General features: G+C 38.5%; 20 protein-coding genes. 19 read left to right on the top strand and 1 reads right to left on the bottom strand.

Annotated features, from left to right (window positions below; genetic code table 11):
- The first annotated feature begins 271 nt into the window (after window positions 1-271).
- The 12 genes from ACOB80_RS18140 to ACOB80_RS18085 all read left to right on the top strand — a co-directional run bounded on the left by ACOB80_RS18140 (window position 272) and on the right by ACOB80_RS18085 (window position 7,582).
- Window positions 272-712 (top strand): energy transducer TonB, encoded by a 441-nt coding sequence (locus ACOB80_RS18140; RefSeq protein WP_473167278.1) that lies wholly within the window; start codon window positions 272-274, stop codon window positions 710-712.
- A gap of 116 nt (window positions 713-828) precedes the next feature.
- Window positions 829-1,152 carry a hypothetical protein gene (locus ACOB80_RS18135; RefSeq protein ID WP_473167277.1) on the top strand — a complete coding sequence of 108 codons (324 nt, stop codon included), beginning with the start codon at window positions 829-831 and terminating at the stop codon, window positions 1,150-1,152.
- Between the two features lie 231 nt (window positions 1,153-1,383).
- Window positions 1,384-1,785, top strand: a complete 402-nt coding sequence (locus tag ACOB80_RS18130; protein ID WP_473167276.1) for an NUDIX hydrolase — start codon at window positions 1,384-1,386, stop codon at window positions 1,783-1,785.
- An 80-nt stretch (window positions 1,786-1,865) separates the two neighbouring features.
- Window positions 1,866-2,510, top strand: coding sequence for a rhomboid family intramembrane serine protease (locus tag ACOB80_RS18125; protein ID WP_473167275.1), 645 nt, complete (start codon window positions 1,866-1,868; stop codon window positions 2,508-2,510).
- A gap of 37 nt (window positions 2,511-2,547) precedes the next feature.
- The gene (locus ACOB80_RS18120; protein ID WP_473167274.1) at window positions 2,548-3,048 is read left to right on the top strand and encodes a hypothetical protein; all 501 of its coding nucleotides are present in this window, start codon (window positions 2,548-2,550) and stop codon (window positions 3,046-3,048) included.
- Window positions 3,049-3,064: 16 nt separating this feature from the next.
- Complete coding sequence (locus tag ACOB80_RS18115) at window positions 3,065-3,979, top strand: hypothetical protein (RefSeq protein ID WP_473167273.1); 915 nt, start codon at window positions 3,065-3,067, stop codon at window positions 3,977-3,979.
- An 88-nt stretch (window positions 3,980-4,067) separates the two neighbouring features.
- Window positions 4,068-4,679, top strand: a complete 612-nt coding sequence (locus ACOB80_RS18110; protein ID WP_473167272.1) for a LysE family translocator — start codon at window positions 4,068-4,070, stop codon at window positions 4,677-4,679.
- A gap of 62 nt (window positions 4,680-4,741) precedes the next feature.
- Window positions 4,742-5,773, top strand: a complete 1,032-nt coding sequence (locus ACOB80_RS18105; protein WP_473167271.1) for a DUF2157 domain-containing protein — start codon at window positions 4,742-4,744, stop codon at window positions 5,771-5,773.
- A gap of 18 nt (window positions 5,774-5,791) precedes the next feature.
- Window positions 5,792-6,187: a hypothetical protein gene (locus ACOB80_RS18100; RefSeq protein ID WP_473167270.1), complete on the top strand. Its 396-nt coding sequence runs from the start codon at window positions 5,792-5,794 to the stop codon at window positions 6,185-6,187.
- Window positions 6,188-6,196: 9 nt separating this feature from the next.
- Entirely contained in the window at window positions 6,197-6,604 is a 408-nt protein-coding gene (locus tag ACOB80_RS18095; protein ID WP_473167269.1) for a hypothetical protein, read from the top strand.
- A gap of 55 nt (window positions 6,605-6,659) precedes the next feature.
- Window positions 6,660-6,941, top strand: a complete 282-nt coding sequence (locus tag ACOB80_RS18090; RefSeq protein ID WP_473167268.1) for a hypothetical protein — start codon at window positions 6,660-6,662, stop codon at window positions 6,939-6,941.
- A 35-nt stretch (window positions 6,942-6,976) separates the two neighbouring features.
- Window positions 6,977-7,582 carry an MSMEG_1061 family FMN-dependent PPOX-type flavoprotein gene (locus ACOB80_RS18085; RefSeq protein WP_473167267.1) on the top strand — a complete coding sequence of 202 codons (606 nt, stop codon included), beginning with the start codon at window positions 6,977-6,979 and terminating at the stop codon, window positions 7,580-7,582.
- 99 nt (window positions 7,583-7,681) lie between these two features.
- Here ACOB80_RS18085 and ACOB80_RS18080 read toward each other — a convergent pair whose 3' ends face one another.
- On the bottom strand, window positions 7,682-8,971 hold the full coding sequence (locus ACOB80_RS18080) for an alpha/beta hydrolase-fold protein (RefSeq protein WP_473167266.1): 1,290 nt from the start codon (window positions 8,969-8,971) through the stop codon (window positions 7,682-7,684).
- 322 nt (window positions 8,972-9,293) lie between these two features.
- Here ACOB80_RS18080 and ACOB80_RS18075 point away from each other — a divergent pair, with 322 nt between their 5' ends.
- The 7 genes from ACOB80_RS18075 (at window position 9,294) to ACOB80_RS18045 (ending at window position 13,037) form a co-directional block, all read left to right on the top strand.
- Window positions 9,294-9,443, top strand: a complete 150-nt coding sequence (locus ACOB80_RS18075) for a hypothetical protein (RefSeq protein WP_473167265.1) — start codon at window positions 9,294-9,296, stop codon at window positions 9,441-9,443.
- Between the two features lie 12 nt (window positions 9,444-9,455).
- Complete coding sequence (locus ACOB80_RS18070) at window positions 9,456-9,833, top strand: DUF6559 family protein (protein WP_473167264.1); 378 nt, start codon at window positions 9,456-9,458, stop codon at window positions 9,831-9,833.
- Between the two features lie 34 nt (window positions 9,834-9,867).
- On the top strand, window positions 9,868-10,161 hold the full coding sequence (locus tag ACOB80_RS18065; protein ID WP_473167263.1) for a YciI family protein: 294 nt from the start codon (window positions 9,868-9,870) through the stop codon (window positions 10,159-10,161).
- A 197-nt stretch (window positions 10,162-10,358) separates the two neighbouring features.
- Window positions 10,359-10,637 carry a hypothetical protein gene (locus ACOB80_RS18060; protein WP_473167262.1) on the top strand — a complete coding sequence of 93 codons (279 nt, stop codon included), beginning with the start codon at window positions 10,359-10,361 and terminating at the stop codon, window positions 10,635-10,637.
- A gap of 6 nt (window positions 10,638-10,643) precedes the next feature.
- Entirely contained in the window at window positions 10,644-10,958 is a 315-nt protein-coding gene (locus ACOB80_RS18055; protein WP_473167261.1) for a hypothetical protein, read from the top strand.
- Window positions 10,951-11,490, top strand: a complete 540-nt coding sequence (locus tag ACOB80_RS18050) for a hypothetical protein (protein ID WP_473167260.1) — start codon at window positions 10,951-10,953, stop codon at window positions 11,488-11,490. Before ACOB80_RS18055 ends, ACOB80_RS18050 begins: the two co-directional genes overlap by 8 nt.
- 356 nt (window positions 11,491-11,846) lie before the next feature.
- Window positions 11,847-13,037 carry an alpha/beta hydrolase-fold protein gene (locus tag ACOB80_RS18045; protein ID WP_473167259.1) on the top strand — a complete coding sequence of 397 codons (1,191 nt, stop codon included), beginning with the start codon at window positions 11,847-11,849 and terminating at the stop codon, window positions 13,035-13,037.
- Window positions 13,038-13,218 lie beyond the last annotated feature (181 nt).

Raw genomic sequence — 13,218 nt, 5'->3', positions numbered from 1 at the left:
TAGCAAAAACAACAAAGTTGAAAACTTACAAAGTTACGAGCAGTTAATCGTTTGAATTAATAAAGCTTTCTGATAAATTGTATACAATAAATAAACAAATATTACTAAGAAGCCTGCATAATAAGCGATAAAGAAAGGCTGTAGCTACTAAGCAAAACAAGTCTTAGCAGTGTGGAATTATTAACTGTTGGCTTTTGTCATTGCATTAATTTCTTTTGCCAGCAATAAGAAGCCCAAGAATCGAGCGTTAAGTAAACTAAGGAAGGATTAAATGAAATCTCGAGTATTAAAGTTAATTTCAATATTATCTGTTTTAATTGCAACAAGTGCTAATGCAAATCACGCAGATGTAAAGCTCACTCATATCAAACCAGAAAAAGCAGATGCGCGATGGATCAGAACGAAGCAATTCACTCCTAAATATCCCATGAAACTTGCAATGAACGGTATTACTGGTTGCGGTGTGTTTAAGGTTACCGTGGATAAAAACGGTAAAACAAGTGATGTTGAATTAGTTAGCTCAATTCCAAAAAAAGTTATTTATAAACCTGCCAAAAAAGTAATAAAAAACTGGGAATGGAAAAATATTGCAGGTGAACCTAACCTGGCAGAAGAAAAACTCATTCGTTTAGATTTTTGTATGGGCGGTAAAACAGAGGCCGAAGCTAAGGCTAGGTGCGCTGAACAAGCAAAATTAGCGTGTAATGGGTAATTTCATCTAACAAGTTGCTCAAAAGGACGCAAACGTTTGGCTTGTGCTCCTTTATCGCTAACTTTAATCAAGCATTGTCAGCCCCAATCGGGGCGTTAAGTATTTAGGAGTATTCAATGAATTACACAGAATGGATTAAAGCTGAATTACCCCATTTAGAATCAGAGTCGAGCGCAAAAACTTTCAAATATATCCAACAAGCAAAAGAGTCAACTGCCAAGCTTCGAATGATTATTTCGATTGTCAGTTTTGTCTTTTACGTTCTTGCTGGATACTCGGCTGGTTACATACTTGGCAAGGTCACTCAAATTGGTTATGCAATACCTTTAGCTATATCAATAGGTATTGTCATTTGGATGATTTCCCGCATAGAAGAGCGCGTCAAAAGCAATGTAATAAAAAAAGAGCTAATAGTTATCGCCGGAAAAGTGCCTAATTAAGAAACTTCCGCAGGACAAATAAATCTTAGCGTTGCTCATTGAGAGTAGAACTACTAGCCTAAATAAAGCGTTTCTCTTCAAGCTAATGATAGGTATATTAGGCACTTTGGTTTTCTTAAGCAATTTAGCAGCAACGTAACCTAGCAGGCTATTTCAGCTTTGCTAAATTTTAACCCACAATTTTCAGCACCTAAAAAACAAAATTCAACACACGAGATTTAAGGAGTATTAGTGGATAAAGAAATAGATAAACTAGCTTGGTTGTTTGTTCAAGATGGCAAATTACTAAGCGCTAGATCAAAAAATAAAGAATTGTTCTACATTCCTGGTGGCAAAAGAGAAATTGGTGAATCTGACGAGGAAGCGCTTGTTAGAGAAATAAAAGAAGAGATTTCCGTAGACTTAGTGCCGAGCTCTATACGATATGCAGAGACCTTCAAAGCAAAAGCTGACGGGAAAAATAGCGATGTTACTGTAAAGCTAACTTGCTATTTCGCAGACTATGTAGGAGAGCTTCGCCCTGACGAAGAAATAGAGGAAATAGAATTCATTTGTTACGAAGATAAATCGCGTTGTTCATTAGCATCGATTAAAGTAATGGACTGGTTAAAGAGCCAACACTTATTAACGTAATCAAATTTAAAATAAATACCTAAATGTATTCAAAGAAATTTAGCCACTAATCATCAGCATGCTAAGTGCAAGGAAGTAAAGTGTTTATACCCTACAAAGCGGAAGTTGAGCTACTCGCTAATCCTATTTCAAACATACTCATCATAGGTTTCACGTTTCTGTTCTTTATCGCTGTTTATTCCGGCTTAACCTCCATTGATTTCTATGTTTTAGATGGCTTCAATGCCAGCCTTTTTGCTCATGGATTTATGCATGGCAGTTGGGGGCATATTTTAGGCAACATGTTTTATTTGCTTCTTTTTGGCAGTGTAATCTGCTCTCGAATAGGCAATGCTACATTTCCCGCCATATATTTCACTCTTATAATCACTTCTGGCTTGATACATTTGGTGTTTGATGGCTCGCCAGCAATCGGCGCGAGTGGTGCTGTTAATGGCGTAATTGGAATTTACTTATTCTTATACCCTCGCTCAAAGATTAAATGTATGTGGACAGTCATTTGGGCATGGGGAAAAACCTTTAGTATTAAAGCCCACTGGCTCATCGGTTTATGGTTTCTACAAGACTTCTTTGGCGCTTTATACAGTGACGCACCTATTGCCTATGTAGCTCACTTGGGCGGTTTATTTTCCGGTATGGCGATAGGATGGTGTATGTATAAATATAACTGGGTAAAACGCCCGAACAATGAACCTAATCTAGCTCAAGTGCTAAGTAGTAGTTAGTAAGCATAATGAGCGAAACCTAAGAAAAGGAAGTCACATGTTAAAAAGTATCCTGCTATTCATTTCAGGCGCTATTTTATCTGGATTAGCGAGTTTTTATTATTTCACCGATCAAATTGAGTCTTCCAATGAGCTAAATAAGTTAATTGTTAATAATCAGGTTGATTACTTGAAAGCGCTGCATAGTGAAAAGGCTTTACAAATAATTAAGATAAACAATGCTTACATTCAACAATCCATGTCGAGCTCTTTAACGAATGAACAAATCGTTGCATCAAAGGCATTATTAGCATCCTCTCTTTTTTTGAGTGACATCACTAGTCAAAGCTTTGAATCTAAAGAAGAGACGTTTTTATCTATGATGGTTGTTTATGCTAGAACAATCAGCCTTAAAGAGTTTCAAGAGAAAATTTCCGATACAGCTAGCTTCTGTAAAAAGCATACAACTATTGAAGATTGTTCACCCGAAGCAATGATTACGATGTATGCCAAATTCAAAGAAATGGATTTCGAGACCCCCCAAAAAACGTCACCTTAAAAAGCAAGGACAGCCAATGAAATCGAGTTTGCGTTTAGTGTTATTGAGCATGTTAACAGTTACTGTTAGTGAAAAATGCTTTAGTCAGAACATTACTGCTAACAGCGAAGCATCGACTACTTCTCCAACGTCTGTAACTACAGAGCCAAATTATTTTGGTCAAAAGTTGCCAAGTACTGAAGCTGAGCTATTTCCCATTGAAGCATTAGCGTATAAAGATTGGGCACTAGGTGGTGATATTGGTCAGCACATGACTGAATTTTATATGGTCAATACTAGTAACGTACCACACCTACCTACGGTGATTGTCTTTGCGAAAGAAAATCGTGTGTGGAAAAAGCATGATTTCTACTCGGCATTTAGTGGTAATGACAATATTCTCTATTCAAAGAAAAAGTATATAGAACGTACTGATACGGGCTGGTCTAAAATGAAAAGCCTTGGCCCTATGATTGATCGTGATGAACTAAACATCATGCGCTTATCGGCGTCGTCAAATGGCACCTATGTTTTCGATGATGCACAAAGAAATAGTGATGTTATTCGCATATCACAGGTAAAGAATGGTAAGCGTGAACAGCCAAAACTGCTAGGACAACAAATAAACACAGGAAAATGGACCGCCCACCCATTTATCGCTCGAGATGAGTCGTATTTAATATGGGATTCAGAAAGAGACGGAGGTCATGGTGACTCGGACATTTATATTAGTTTTAAACAGAAAGATGGCTCTTGGGGTTCGGCAATTAATTTAGGCGACAAGATAAACACTGAGCACACAGAAAATGGCGCATTCGTGACTCCTGACGGTAAGTTTTTATTTTTTGGTCGTTCAGAAGAAAAACATAAAGACGACGGCAGCTCTTATTGGGTCAGCGGCAAGTACTGGGTGGATGCCCAAATTATAGAGGACCTTAGAGATAAACAATAATGTTTACTCTATTCCCCTTTACTTAGTAATATAACTAAGCACCGCACACACTTTTACGCAGTACTTAGCAATTAAGAAAAGGATTGTAATGGAATACCTATATTCACTCGTTTTATTCACTATCTCATCTTCTGCAACACCTGGGCCGAATAACATTTTGGTGATGACCTCTGGTGTTAATTTTGGCATAAAAAAAAGCTTACCTGTCTTTTTCGGTATATGTGTTGGCTTTGCCTTAATGCTGCTATTGGTTGGTGTCGGCTTTGGCCAAGTTTTCGAATTATTCCCCAATTTAAACACGATAATAAAAGTGATTGGTGTTGCCTATTTACTTTATTTAGCCTGGGGTATAGCGGTTTCTCGAAATAGCTTTTCATCTAACGAACAAGAAAAGCCATTAACCTTTCTCAATGGTGCTTTGTTTCAATGGGTTAATGCTAAAGCTTGGATTGTCGCCACAGGCGCGATTGCGGCATTTACCGCGTCAGGCGGTGAGCACTTGCTGCAAGTTACCATCATATCGACTACCTTTCTCGTTCTATCTTTTCCAAGTGTAGGCGTGTGGTTACTGTTCGGTTCGTGGTTAAAGAAATTTTTAACCAGTGATAGAAATCAACGAGTATTTAATATCACGATGGCCAGTTTATTGGTGTTATCGGTTGTGCCTGTTGTCGGTGAGTTAGTGGAACAATTTGCCTGATATCTACTCTTACCATTGCATAACATAGCGTTAAATTACTTTATCAGTTCAAGGAGTGTTGAATGAAAATTACCAAGAAAAATCTGGAGGATGCGGTAAAGGAAAACATTCTTACTTCGGAGCAATCTGATAAGTTATTTGAGTTTTTAAGTAATCAACCGAATGCTGGACCTAAATTCGATTTTACCCATGTGCTTTATTACCTAGGTGGTATGATAGCTATTGGCGCAATGACGCTATTTATGACCTTGGGCTGGGAGTCTTTTGGCGGTTTAGGCATTCTTGTTATTTCTTTGTTATATGCCGCGGCAGGTCTAAAACTTACTAATGTCTTTCAATCGAAATGCTTAGCCATTCCAGCAGGCATTTGCGGCACTTTTGTTATTGCGTTAACACCTTTAGCTGTTTATGGGTTACAGCAAGCCCTAGGCGTTTGGCCAGACGACACTGTTTATCGCGAATATCACCGCTATATCAAATGGCACTGGCTGTATATGGAACTCAGCACGTTGGCAGTAGGTGTTATTATCGCTAGGAAGTATAAATACACTTTTCTCATCATGCCCATTGCCGTCACCTTGTGGTATCTCACCATGGATATAGCAGTCATGATTAATGGCGGAGATTATAGTTGGGAACTTAGAAAGCTAGTCTCTATGTACACAGGCTTGCTGATGATTGCGCTAGCCTTTTGGGTTGATATTCGCACTCGCAGCAGAGCAGATTATGCTTTTTGGATTTACCTTTTTGGTGTCATTGCTTTTTGGGGCGGTTTATCTGCGCAACACTCTGAAAGCGAGCTAGCTAAGTTCGGCTACTTTTGCATAAACCTAACAATGATATTTATCGGAGTTCTGCTCGTTAGGAGAGTGTTTGTTATCTTTGGTGCAATAGGCTGTACCGGCTATATCGGTTATTTAGCATCAACGATGTTTAAAGACAGCTGGCTTTTTCCAATATCCTTAACACTTCTTGGCTTGTTTGTGGTGTATCTCGGCGTTATCTGGCAAAAAAACGAGCCTGCCATAACCGCCAAAACACGACGCTTTTTACCAAGTGCGCTGCGTGAGATGTTGGAAGCTAAACATGGATAATTTTAAGAAAGGAAGTTTATGAAAAACCTATTGTTAATCACCCTAACTATATTCACGTTTGGTACTCAAGCTAACGTAGCAAAAAGCTTCGTCAACATTTCGGTAAATACCTTAGGGAGCCCTAATGATAAAGTAGAAGCATCTGTACACATTGTTAGTGAACTTCCTTTAACACCAATCGTTGCTCAACTAGCTGCACGAGAAGTAATCGCTAAAACCTTAAGCTCATTTAAAGCACAAGAGCTAGTTTCAAGTGGCGCCATTGAAACCGTTAAGCATCATATATTCAAAGAGATAAAAGCGAACGATCACCTGACCCCCTTTTCTATTACAGAGGTATTCGTGACCGATATGGTTGTTTCTAATGTTGGTAATGTGAAAGTGAAACGAGTTGTTATTCCCACAAAGAGCTAAACTGACTTTATGAATCTAGCTTTAAAATACCTTCTGCGACTAGGAATATTTGTAACAGCGCTTTCTCTATTGGCTGTTTTATCTTTTACTTTCTTTACTTCTGATATGTGTGGCAATGACATCTATTCGGAATTATACGCACCAAATCGCGAGAAAAAAGCAGTGATATTTCAACGTGATTGCGGCGCTACAACAGGTTTCTCTACGCAAATATCCATTATAGAAAGCGAAACCACACTGGCCAACGAAAAAGGAAATGTCTTTATTATTAAAGGCCATCCAAAAGATGTTGCTCCAAAGCTTGAGTGGCTAAATAACTCTACACTGGACATAAACCATCTCCTCTCGGGAGACGAGTACCTTGCAAATACAAGCATTGGTTGGTTTGATAAAACGTCAATTAAGTATCGTTTGTAATGGGTAAATTGAATATGGACTATTGCTTTCAACCTTAACTACAAATAGGAATAGAATGAAACACCCTTGGTATTGGACACAAAATCAGCACCACTTTTGGTCAGAACAACGAACGCGAGGAAAGCTCGCTTTTTGGAAGGGGCATGTACTTTTCTGGACTGTGTTTATGTTTATTGTTAACGGGTTAATGCCCATGTATTTTGGCTTTCCGTATTCAGCAGATAAAACATTAACCCAACTAGTAATATCCCTGTTTATTTGGTCGCTAGCGGGTATAGCATACGGTCAATTAAGTTGGCACTGGAATGAAAAACTCTTCAAAAAATATAACAATTAAACACGTTCAATACATAAAAAGGTGTGAAAAAAGTCATGTACATAGAGTCTGAACAACAACTTAGAGAATTGTATGGGTTTGCCAAGGGGCGTGCCAAAGACAAACAACTAACGTCTTTGGAAAAACACTCTCGCCACTTTATTGAAGCATCACCTTTTATGCTTATATCAACTTATGGAAAAACAGGTTCAGTTGATTGCTCTCCTCGCGGCGGTAAGTCTGGTTTTGTCAAAGTAGTAAACAACAATTGCTTAGTTATTCCAGATGCCAAAGGAAACAATCGCTTAGACAGTTTGGTTAATATTATTGAAACTAAAAATATCGGTTGTTTGTTTCTTATTCCGGGTGTTGATGAAACGCTTCGCGTAAATGGTGTTGCTAAGCTCTCAACGTCAGCAGAATACCTAGCCATGTTTTCTGAAGAAAAAAATCCCCCTAAGGCTTGTATAGAAATTACTATTCAAGAAGTATTTTTACATTGTGCCAAAGCACTAATGCGTTCAGCGCTATGGTCGGAGGGTGCGAAAATTGAACGTTCAACGTTTCCGACTATGGGCGTAATGATTAATGATCAGCTTTCGATAACCGAACCTGCTGAAACTCACGCAGACATGGTCGCCCGTTACACAAAAGATTTATAATCGGTTGTTGGTATTCATCATTAACTTTGATTGAACCCATAAAAAAGGTGGGCATCGTTATCTGCGTACTACTGCCCACCTAACGACAGTCTACTTTGCTTAAGGCTCGTTTTTTAATTGGGAAATTTCAGCTAGCTTGTGTTCGAATTTTTTTCGTTGCGACACCTCTACTTCAGGTATCAGCTCAAGGGCCTTTTTCAACAGATTTTTTGCCATAATAGTCTTACCCAAAGCAAGGTATGTATCTGCTAAATGATAATAGGCATTCGGGTTTTTATCTGATTGAGATACCCACAGTTTGAATGCAGTTGCGGCTTGTTCTAATTCATTACGGCGCGTTAACTGAATGCCTATTGCTCGTAAACTATTTATGTTTCTTTTAAGGTCTGGCTGCGGAGGAATAACAACACCATAGCGTTCGCTTAACTTTTGATAATGTGCTTCAATTGCGGAGACAACATCACCGCCAGCGTTTAATAATGAACGAAACGAGGCAAAGTCTTCTCTGGGAAAGATCAGTTCAAGTCCATTAATCAAACCATGTAAGGCCATCGGATAATGGCCAAAACCTTCGACAAATTCCGCCTTTACCGTAAGCTTACTTTGGTTATTCGCTAGTCGTTTATTTAATTCAGCAACGTTTTGTGCCCGCGCGGGATCACGCACCGCCTCTTCTGCTGCAGAAGCTATATAAAGGTATTTTTTGGCAGTAAATTTATTACTTTTCGTAAGGTTAACAATGGCGTCAACCAACGACTCTTCTTTACTATAGCCTAACCCGAGTAAGTCAGTAGAGGCATTTAAAATATACCCGTTAAACAGTTCCGGCTCACTTACTAAGGTGTGCAGCCCAACCATTGCCGAAGGTGACATACCCACTAAAACTCTAAATTCATTGCCTCGATATTTATCTTCAATCAGCGGAAAAAGTTCTTTTTTAAAGAATTGGAAAAGCTTGTCATCATTACCATCGACATGATTTGCTTTGAAAATAGAGCTAGTACCGTCAGTTTTGTCATGCCCCCAATTTCTGGTGTTGTGTACATACATATTGGGTACATAAGGCCACGGCTCATCGTATAGGCTAACGACGATACTTCTCGGCATTGCCGCGGTGTTTTGCAAATGACTCACCACACCTGAAACGGCTTGAGATAAGGTCCATTTTTCAAACGTGTAGACCACCGGATATGTCACCGTTTTAGCGTCAAGCTCATAGCCACTTGGAAAATAGATATCAACACGCTTATCTTGTCCAAAAACTTTAGAGTTAATGGTAAGTGTTTTCCCATAAGGTAACGGATTAGAAGAAGCCTCGAGTGAAGCAGCGCTTAATTTAGAGCAAACAGCGGCAACAATTAGCGGGAGTAAAAACAGTAACTTTTTCATTATATATAATATCCTTATGGGGTACACATTGATGTAACCAGATTTAAGTCACCTCTTATGTGCCTATGTATTTATCTTTATAATTACGAAAAACATCGTAGCACAAAAAAAGTACATGTAAACAAAGCACAATGGCACAAAATACCTTTTTTTGAGGAAAAAATAATACCAAAACTCCTCGATAGCTTATGAAAGATATGGCTTTCAACCACTCTTATTCAAAGTACATTCGGAGCTAATATTTTCTTAACGAGCGTAATTTGATTTGTTACAGAATGTTTAAGTTTATTTGAGAAATTCTCATCATGCAGAGCGATTCAGTATGGACTCAACACTTTACTTGATATTCTTTGAGCAAACGGTTGAACTGAGACAGCTTTATGGTAGATTGCTTAATATTATAGGTGCAGGTGTAAATGGTAACGCAATGATTATTAAACTATTTATCGCAACAACTTCACCGTCAAAATAACGGATTTAAAGTATGTTTGACTCATTTCAAGACAAAGCCTCAATCAAGAATATTGCCAAGACACTACCGAAAAAACTCGTAAGCGACTATGGCAAACAGGAGTTTTACACTCAAGAGCAAGTAGACACTATTTTTCTTACTGCTTTTAAGGAGAAGTTCAATATTCAGTATGCATACGCTATGTTTTGTTTACCGCAAGACTTCACTCAGATAGCTAAGGCCAACAACTTTACCGCTAGTTATTCTGAGCTGCGACTAGAAATATCTGACACATGCTTTGAAAGTTGGCCCCGATTCAATTTTGATTCACTTTTACACTTATCATCAGAATCGCCTTTGCCTGATTTAGTCAATGAAGTCACTGATATTGGGCTTGACTTACTGCGCTAGCAAACTCTCCACAGAACAGATTTAAGGAAAAAACATGCAATTTGTAATTACTGCGTACGATCACAAAGATAGTGATGCATTAAACAGAAGATTAGCCAACAGGGAGTCTCACCTAGAAGGGATTCAAGCCATGATTGAGGCGGGAACGTTTCTAAGTGGTGGCGCAATACTCAACGATGATGGCACTATGGTTGGTTCAACTGTTCATGTACAGTTTGAAACTCGTGAACAGTTGGATTTATGGCTGGAAAGTGATCCATACGTTACAGGAAATGTATGGCAATCAATCGAAATTAAAGAGGTTAAGCTCGTTCCAATGGGTAAATAACCCCACTCTACGAGGCACCAAGTTAATAGCGAATAAAAATAACTGGTTATTTTTATTCGCATTGAAGAATAGCCTAAATTTTGCACGAAATTTCTCGCCAATTGCTATTAGAAAACGTATAACTAATAAACAGCATTCAAAAATAACAGAAAGTCGCAGTCCCCTAGGTGGGAGTTTTTAACCGTGAGGAATCTATAATGAACATGAGATCCCCGTATTTGCATCTGTTCGCATTCGCATCTTCGGTTATGTTGCTACCTTTTTTTTCTAACTTTTATCTAGATGGCTTTAATTGGTCCATAGCAGATTTTGCCATAATGTTTACTATGATTTTAGTGTTTGGTAGCTGCGCTATTTTTATCGATAACACGCTTACCGTTAAGTTTAAGCCTGTTATTATTGCTTTCGTTATTGTCGCATTTTTACTACTTTGGGCTGAATTAGCGGTAGGTATTTTTACCACATGGGGAAGTTAAAACGAGATGGAATTTACTAAATCGCTACATATCATGCCAGTAAAAAAATGGCTTATTCAGTATGCAATCGCCTTTCCTATCATTGGCGCTTTGCTTGCATTGGTTCAATACAGTAAAGGAAAAACTGTTGAGTATGCCGCTGAATTTGGCCTGCTTTGGGCAGCTATCTCCCTTTTGGTATTTGCTTTGCGAAGAGCTTATAACTTTCATAAAAATATAGATTGTGCGCTATGTAATGACCTAGGAGCAAAAACTTCTGGTCAACATCAAGAAGATACAAGTGCCTCACCTAAAACCTACTCTGTAAACGACGATGACTGAATACGTAGACATTAACCTACCAAGTAAAATGCGCATCGAGCGTAAAACTAAGCAGCTCGTTATCACAAAAAAATGGTTCGGCTCGAGTACCTTATTCTTTGCTTTAATCATGATTGGATTTTGGTGGGCAATACTTGATGAATTGCTTTACTTTTCTTGGAATTATTTTAGCTTCTATGAGTATACGATGGCATTTATTGGGGCGTTCGGTAGCTATTATGTGGTTGCTGACGCTATTAACCAAACACGTATTATTGTCTCGCGTTGGCAAGTTCAGGTAACACACGGCCCTTTACCCTTAACCAAAGGGAAACGGCTTAACGTCAACGACATAAAGCAACTTTACTGCAAAGAAGTCTCAAATAAGGCTCATAGCCATCATCTTTCATATGAAGTGCATGTAATAGCTCACTCTGGCAAAGACGTGCCATTAGTTGAGGGGTTAGACTCAAGTGAACAGGCCATTTATATTGAACAAGAAATAGAAAAATATCTTGGTATTGAAAATAAACGCGTTCGTGGAGAGTTATAACCTCTTCCTATTAAGCGCCTGTTGTTACCATGCTTTTTGTTAGATTGAACATCCAACGACACTGAGTAAAGCCTGGCACCAATACAACAAGGCTAACTAACAACAGTGAAATCTATAAGGGCTAAACTTTTCAGCCCTTCCTACCCGCTATTTAAATTCTCCGAGAATCACTCATTCCAGATTTTAATGAGTACCTAACATTAAACTTTTATTAATCTTACTGTTTACATTTCGCACTATTGACGATAATTTGAATTACGAAAATAATCGTAAATAAAAATTAATACCTAAAACTAAAAACAGAAAACAATAATAAATATTAATAATATCAACTAAGTTAGAAGGAAATTTACTTAATGAAGGCTTTCAAACTAGCTATCGTACTTTTACATTTGGTTTTGCTATCAATATCTTCGTACGCTTACGATAAAACTTCAGAGACAGTCACACTAACCTCTAAGGTGCTAAAAGAAGAAAGAGGAGTCACGGTTCACTTACCACCGAGCTATGAACAATCCCCCAAAAAGACCTATCCTGTACTATATATGCTCGATGGGCCAGGGCATATAGATTACGCCAAAGGAATAATTGAGACTGCAGCGAGAAGAGAGCTTACTTCTGAGATCATCATTGTTGAAATACCAAACACCAATCGAACCCGAGACTTTACGCCTACCCGCACAGAAGACCAAGCAGAATCAGGGGGTGCAGATAATTTTATCAGTTTTATCGAAACTGAGCTTATGCCTCAAATTCACAAAGCATATCGTACAAATAAGTTTAATATTATCGTTGGCCATTCATGGGGAGGATTACTCGTCCTGCGCAGCTTAACAACTAAACCCCATCTTTTTCAGGCACATATCGCTTTTAGCCCTTCTCTTAGTTGGGACAATAAAGTGATGGTTAAAAACGTAAAAGCGTTTATTAATAGCCAAGAAAACTATAAAAACTACCTCTACATGAATATGGGCAATGAAGGTCAAAGTGGCTTAATACCCGGCGCAATCGCTAGTCGTGATGGTTTTATTGAACTAGACAAATTTTTAAAGAGCAACCAACCTACGGATTTTCGCTACAAATCTGAACACCTAATTGAAGAAACGCATGGCTCAACACCTTTGGCTGGCTTATACCCGTCTTTACGCAGTGTTTACGAAGGATGGCACGTACCTTTTAAGACAGTAAGCTTAGGTGTAAACGCTTTAGAGAAACATTTCGCAAAGCTGTCTGAGCGCTTAGGTGTTGAAGTGCAACCAAGTGAATCAATTATTAACAATGCTGGCTATTTTCATATCTGGGTCACTAAAGACACCACTAAAGCACTCGCTTTTTTTAAACACAACGTTGAGAGCCACCCTAAGTCAGCTAACGCATACGATAGCTACGCTGAAGCTTTAGCTATGACCGGAAAAGTAGAACAAGCAATTAAACAAATGCACACGGCGATGTCGCTAGTAGAAAAAGGTTCGAGGGAATACGATTACTACCAAAACAACTTAGCAAAATTAAAAGAAAAACAGCTAAAAGAAGTAGACGGAGAGTAACATTAAGCAGCATTGAAAATGCTAGTTAAATAATACAGCTCTATTAAATCAACCCGATAGCCTACTGCAAAGTAACTGATACCGTTGCGGTAGGCTAATACCAATTTAATGTAATTGGTATTAGCGCCCAAATTCCTGCCATAGCCTTTGAAAACTCGCCAACATATTGTTAGCATTTTCC

It is taken from the genome of Thalassotalea coralli (assembly GCF_055786205.1).
Note: the sequence above shows the minus strand (reverse complement) of the source record. Positions and strands in the feature narration are given on the sequence as shown.

Excerpts from the sequence above, each read along its gene's own strand:
- ACOB80_RS18140 (WP_473167278.1), top strand. The coding sequence starts at position 272 with ATGAAATCTCGAGTATTAAAGTTAATTTCAATATTATCTGTTTTAATT.
- ACOB80_RS18135 (WP_473167277.1), top strand. The coding sequence starts at position 829 with ATGAATTACACAGAATGGATTAAAGCTGAATTACCCCATTTAGAATCA.
- ACOB80_RS18120 (WP_473167274.1), top strand. The coding sequence starts at position 2,548 with ATGTTAAAAAGTATCCTGCTATTCATTTCAGGCGCTATTTTATCTGGA.
- ACOB80_RS18115 (WP_473167273.1), top strand. The coding sequence starts at position 3,065 with ATGAAATCGAGTTTGCGTTTAGTGTTATTGAGCATGTTAACAGTTACT.
- ACOB80_RS18110 (WP_473167272.1), top strand. The coding sequence starts at position 4,068 with ATGGAATACCTATATTCACTCGTTTTATTCACTATCTCATCTTCTGCA.
- ACOB80_RS18105 (WP_473167271.1), top strand. The coding sequence starts at position 4,742 with ATGAAAATTACCAAGAAAAATCTGGAGGATGCGGTAAAGGAAAACATT.
- ACOB80_RS18100 (WP_473167270.1), top strand. The coding sequence starts at position 5,792 with ATGAAAAACCTATTGTTAATCACCCTAACTATATTCACGTTTGGTACT.
- ACOB80_RS18095 (WP_473167269.1), top strand. The coding sequence starts at position 6,197 with ATGAATCTAGCTTTAAAATACCTTCTGCGACTAGGAATATTTGTAACA.
- ACOB80_RS18090 (WP_473167268.1), top strand. The coding sequence starts at position 6,660 with ATGAAACACCCTTGGTATTGGACACAAAATCAGCACCACTTTTGGTCA.
- ACOB80_RS18085 (WP_473167267.1), top strand. The coding sequence starts at position 6,977 with ATGTACATAGAGTCTGAACAACAACTTAGAGAATTGTATGGGTTTGCC.
- ACOB80_RS18080 (WP_473167266.1), bottom strand. The coding sequence starts at position 8,971 with ATGAAAAAGTTACTGTTTTTACTCCCGCTAATTGTTGCCGCTGTTTGC.
- ACOB80_RS18075 (WP_473167265.1), top strand. The coding sequence starts at position 9,294 with ATGGACTCAACACTTTACTTGATATTCTTTGAGCAAACGGTTGAACTG.
- ACOB80_RS18070 (WP_473167264.1), top strand. The coding sequence starts at position 9,456 with ATGTTTGACTCATTTCAAGACAAAGCCTCAATCAAGAATATTGCCAAG.
- ACOB80_RS18065 (WP_473167263.1), top strand. The coding sequence starts at position 9,868 with ATGCAATTTGTAATTACTGCGTACGATCACAAAGATAGTGATGCATTA.
- ACOB80_RS18060 (WP_473167262.1), top strand. The coding sequence starts at position 10,359 with ATGAACATGAGATCCCCGTATTTGCATCTGTTCGCATTCGCATCTTCG.
- ACOB80_RS18055 (WP_473167261.1), top strand. The coding sequence starts at position 10,644 with ATGGAATTTACTAAATCGCTACATATCATGCCAGTAAAAAAATGGCTT.
- ACOB80_RS18050 (WP_473167260.1), top strand. The coding sequence starts at position 10,951 with ATGACTGAATACGTAGACATTAACCTACCAAGTAAAATGCGCATCGAG.
- ACOB80_RS18045 (WP_473167259.1), top strand. The coding sequence starts at position 11,847 with ATGAAGGCTTTCAAACTAGCTATCGTACTTTTACATTTGGTTTTGCTA.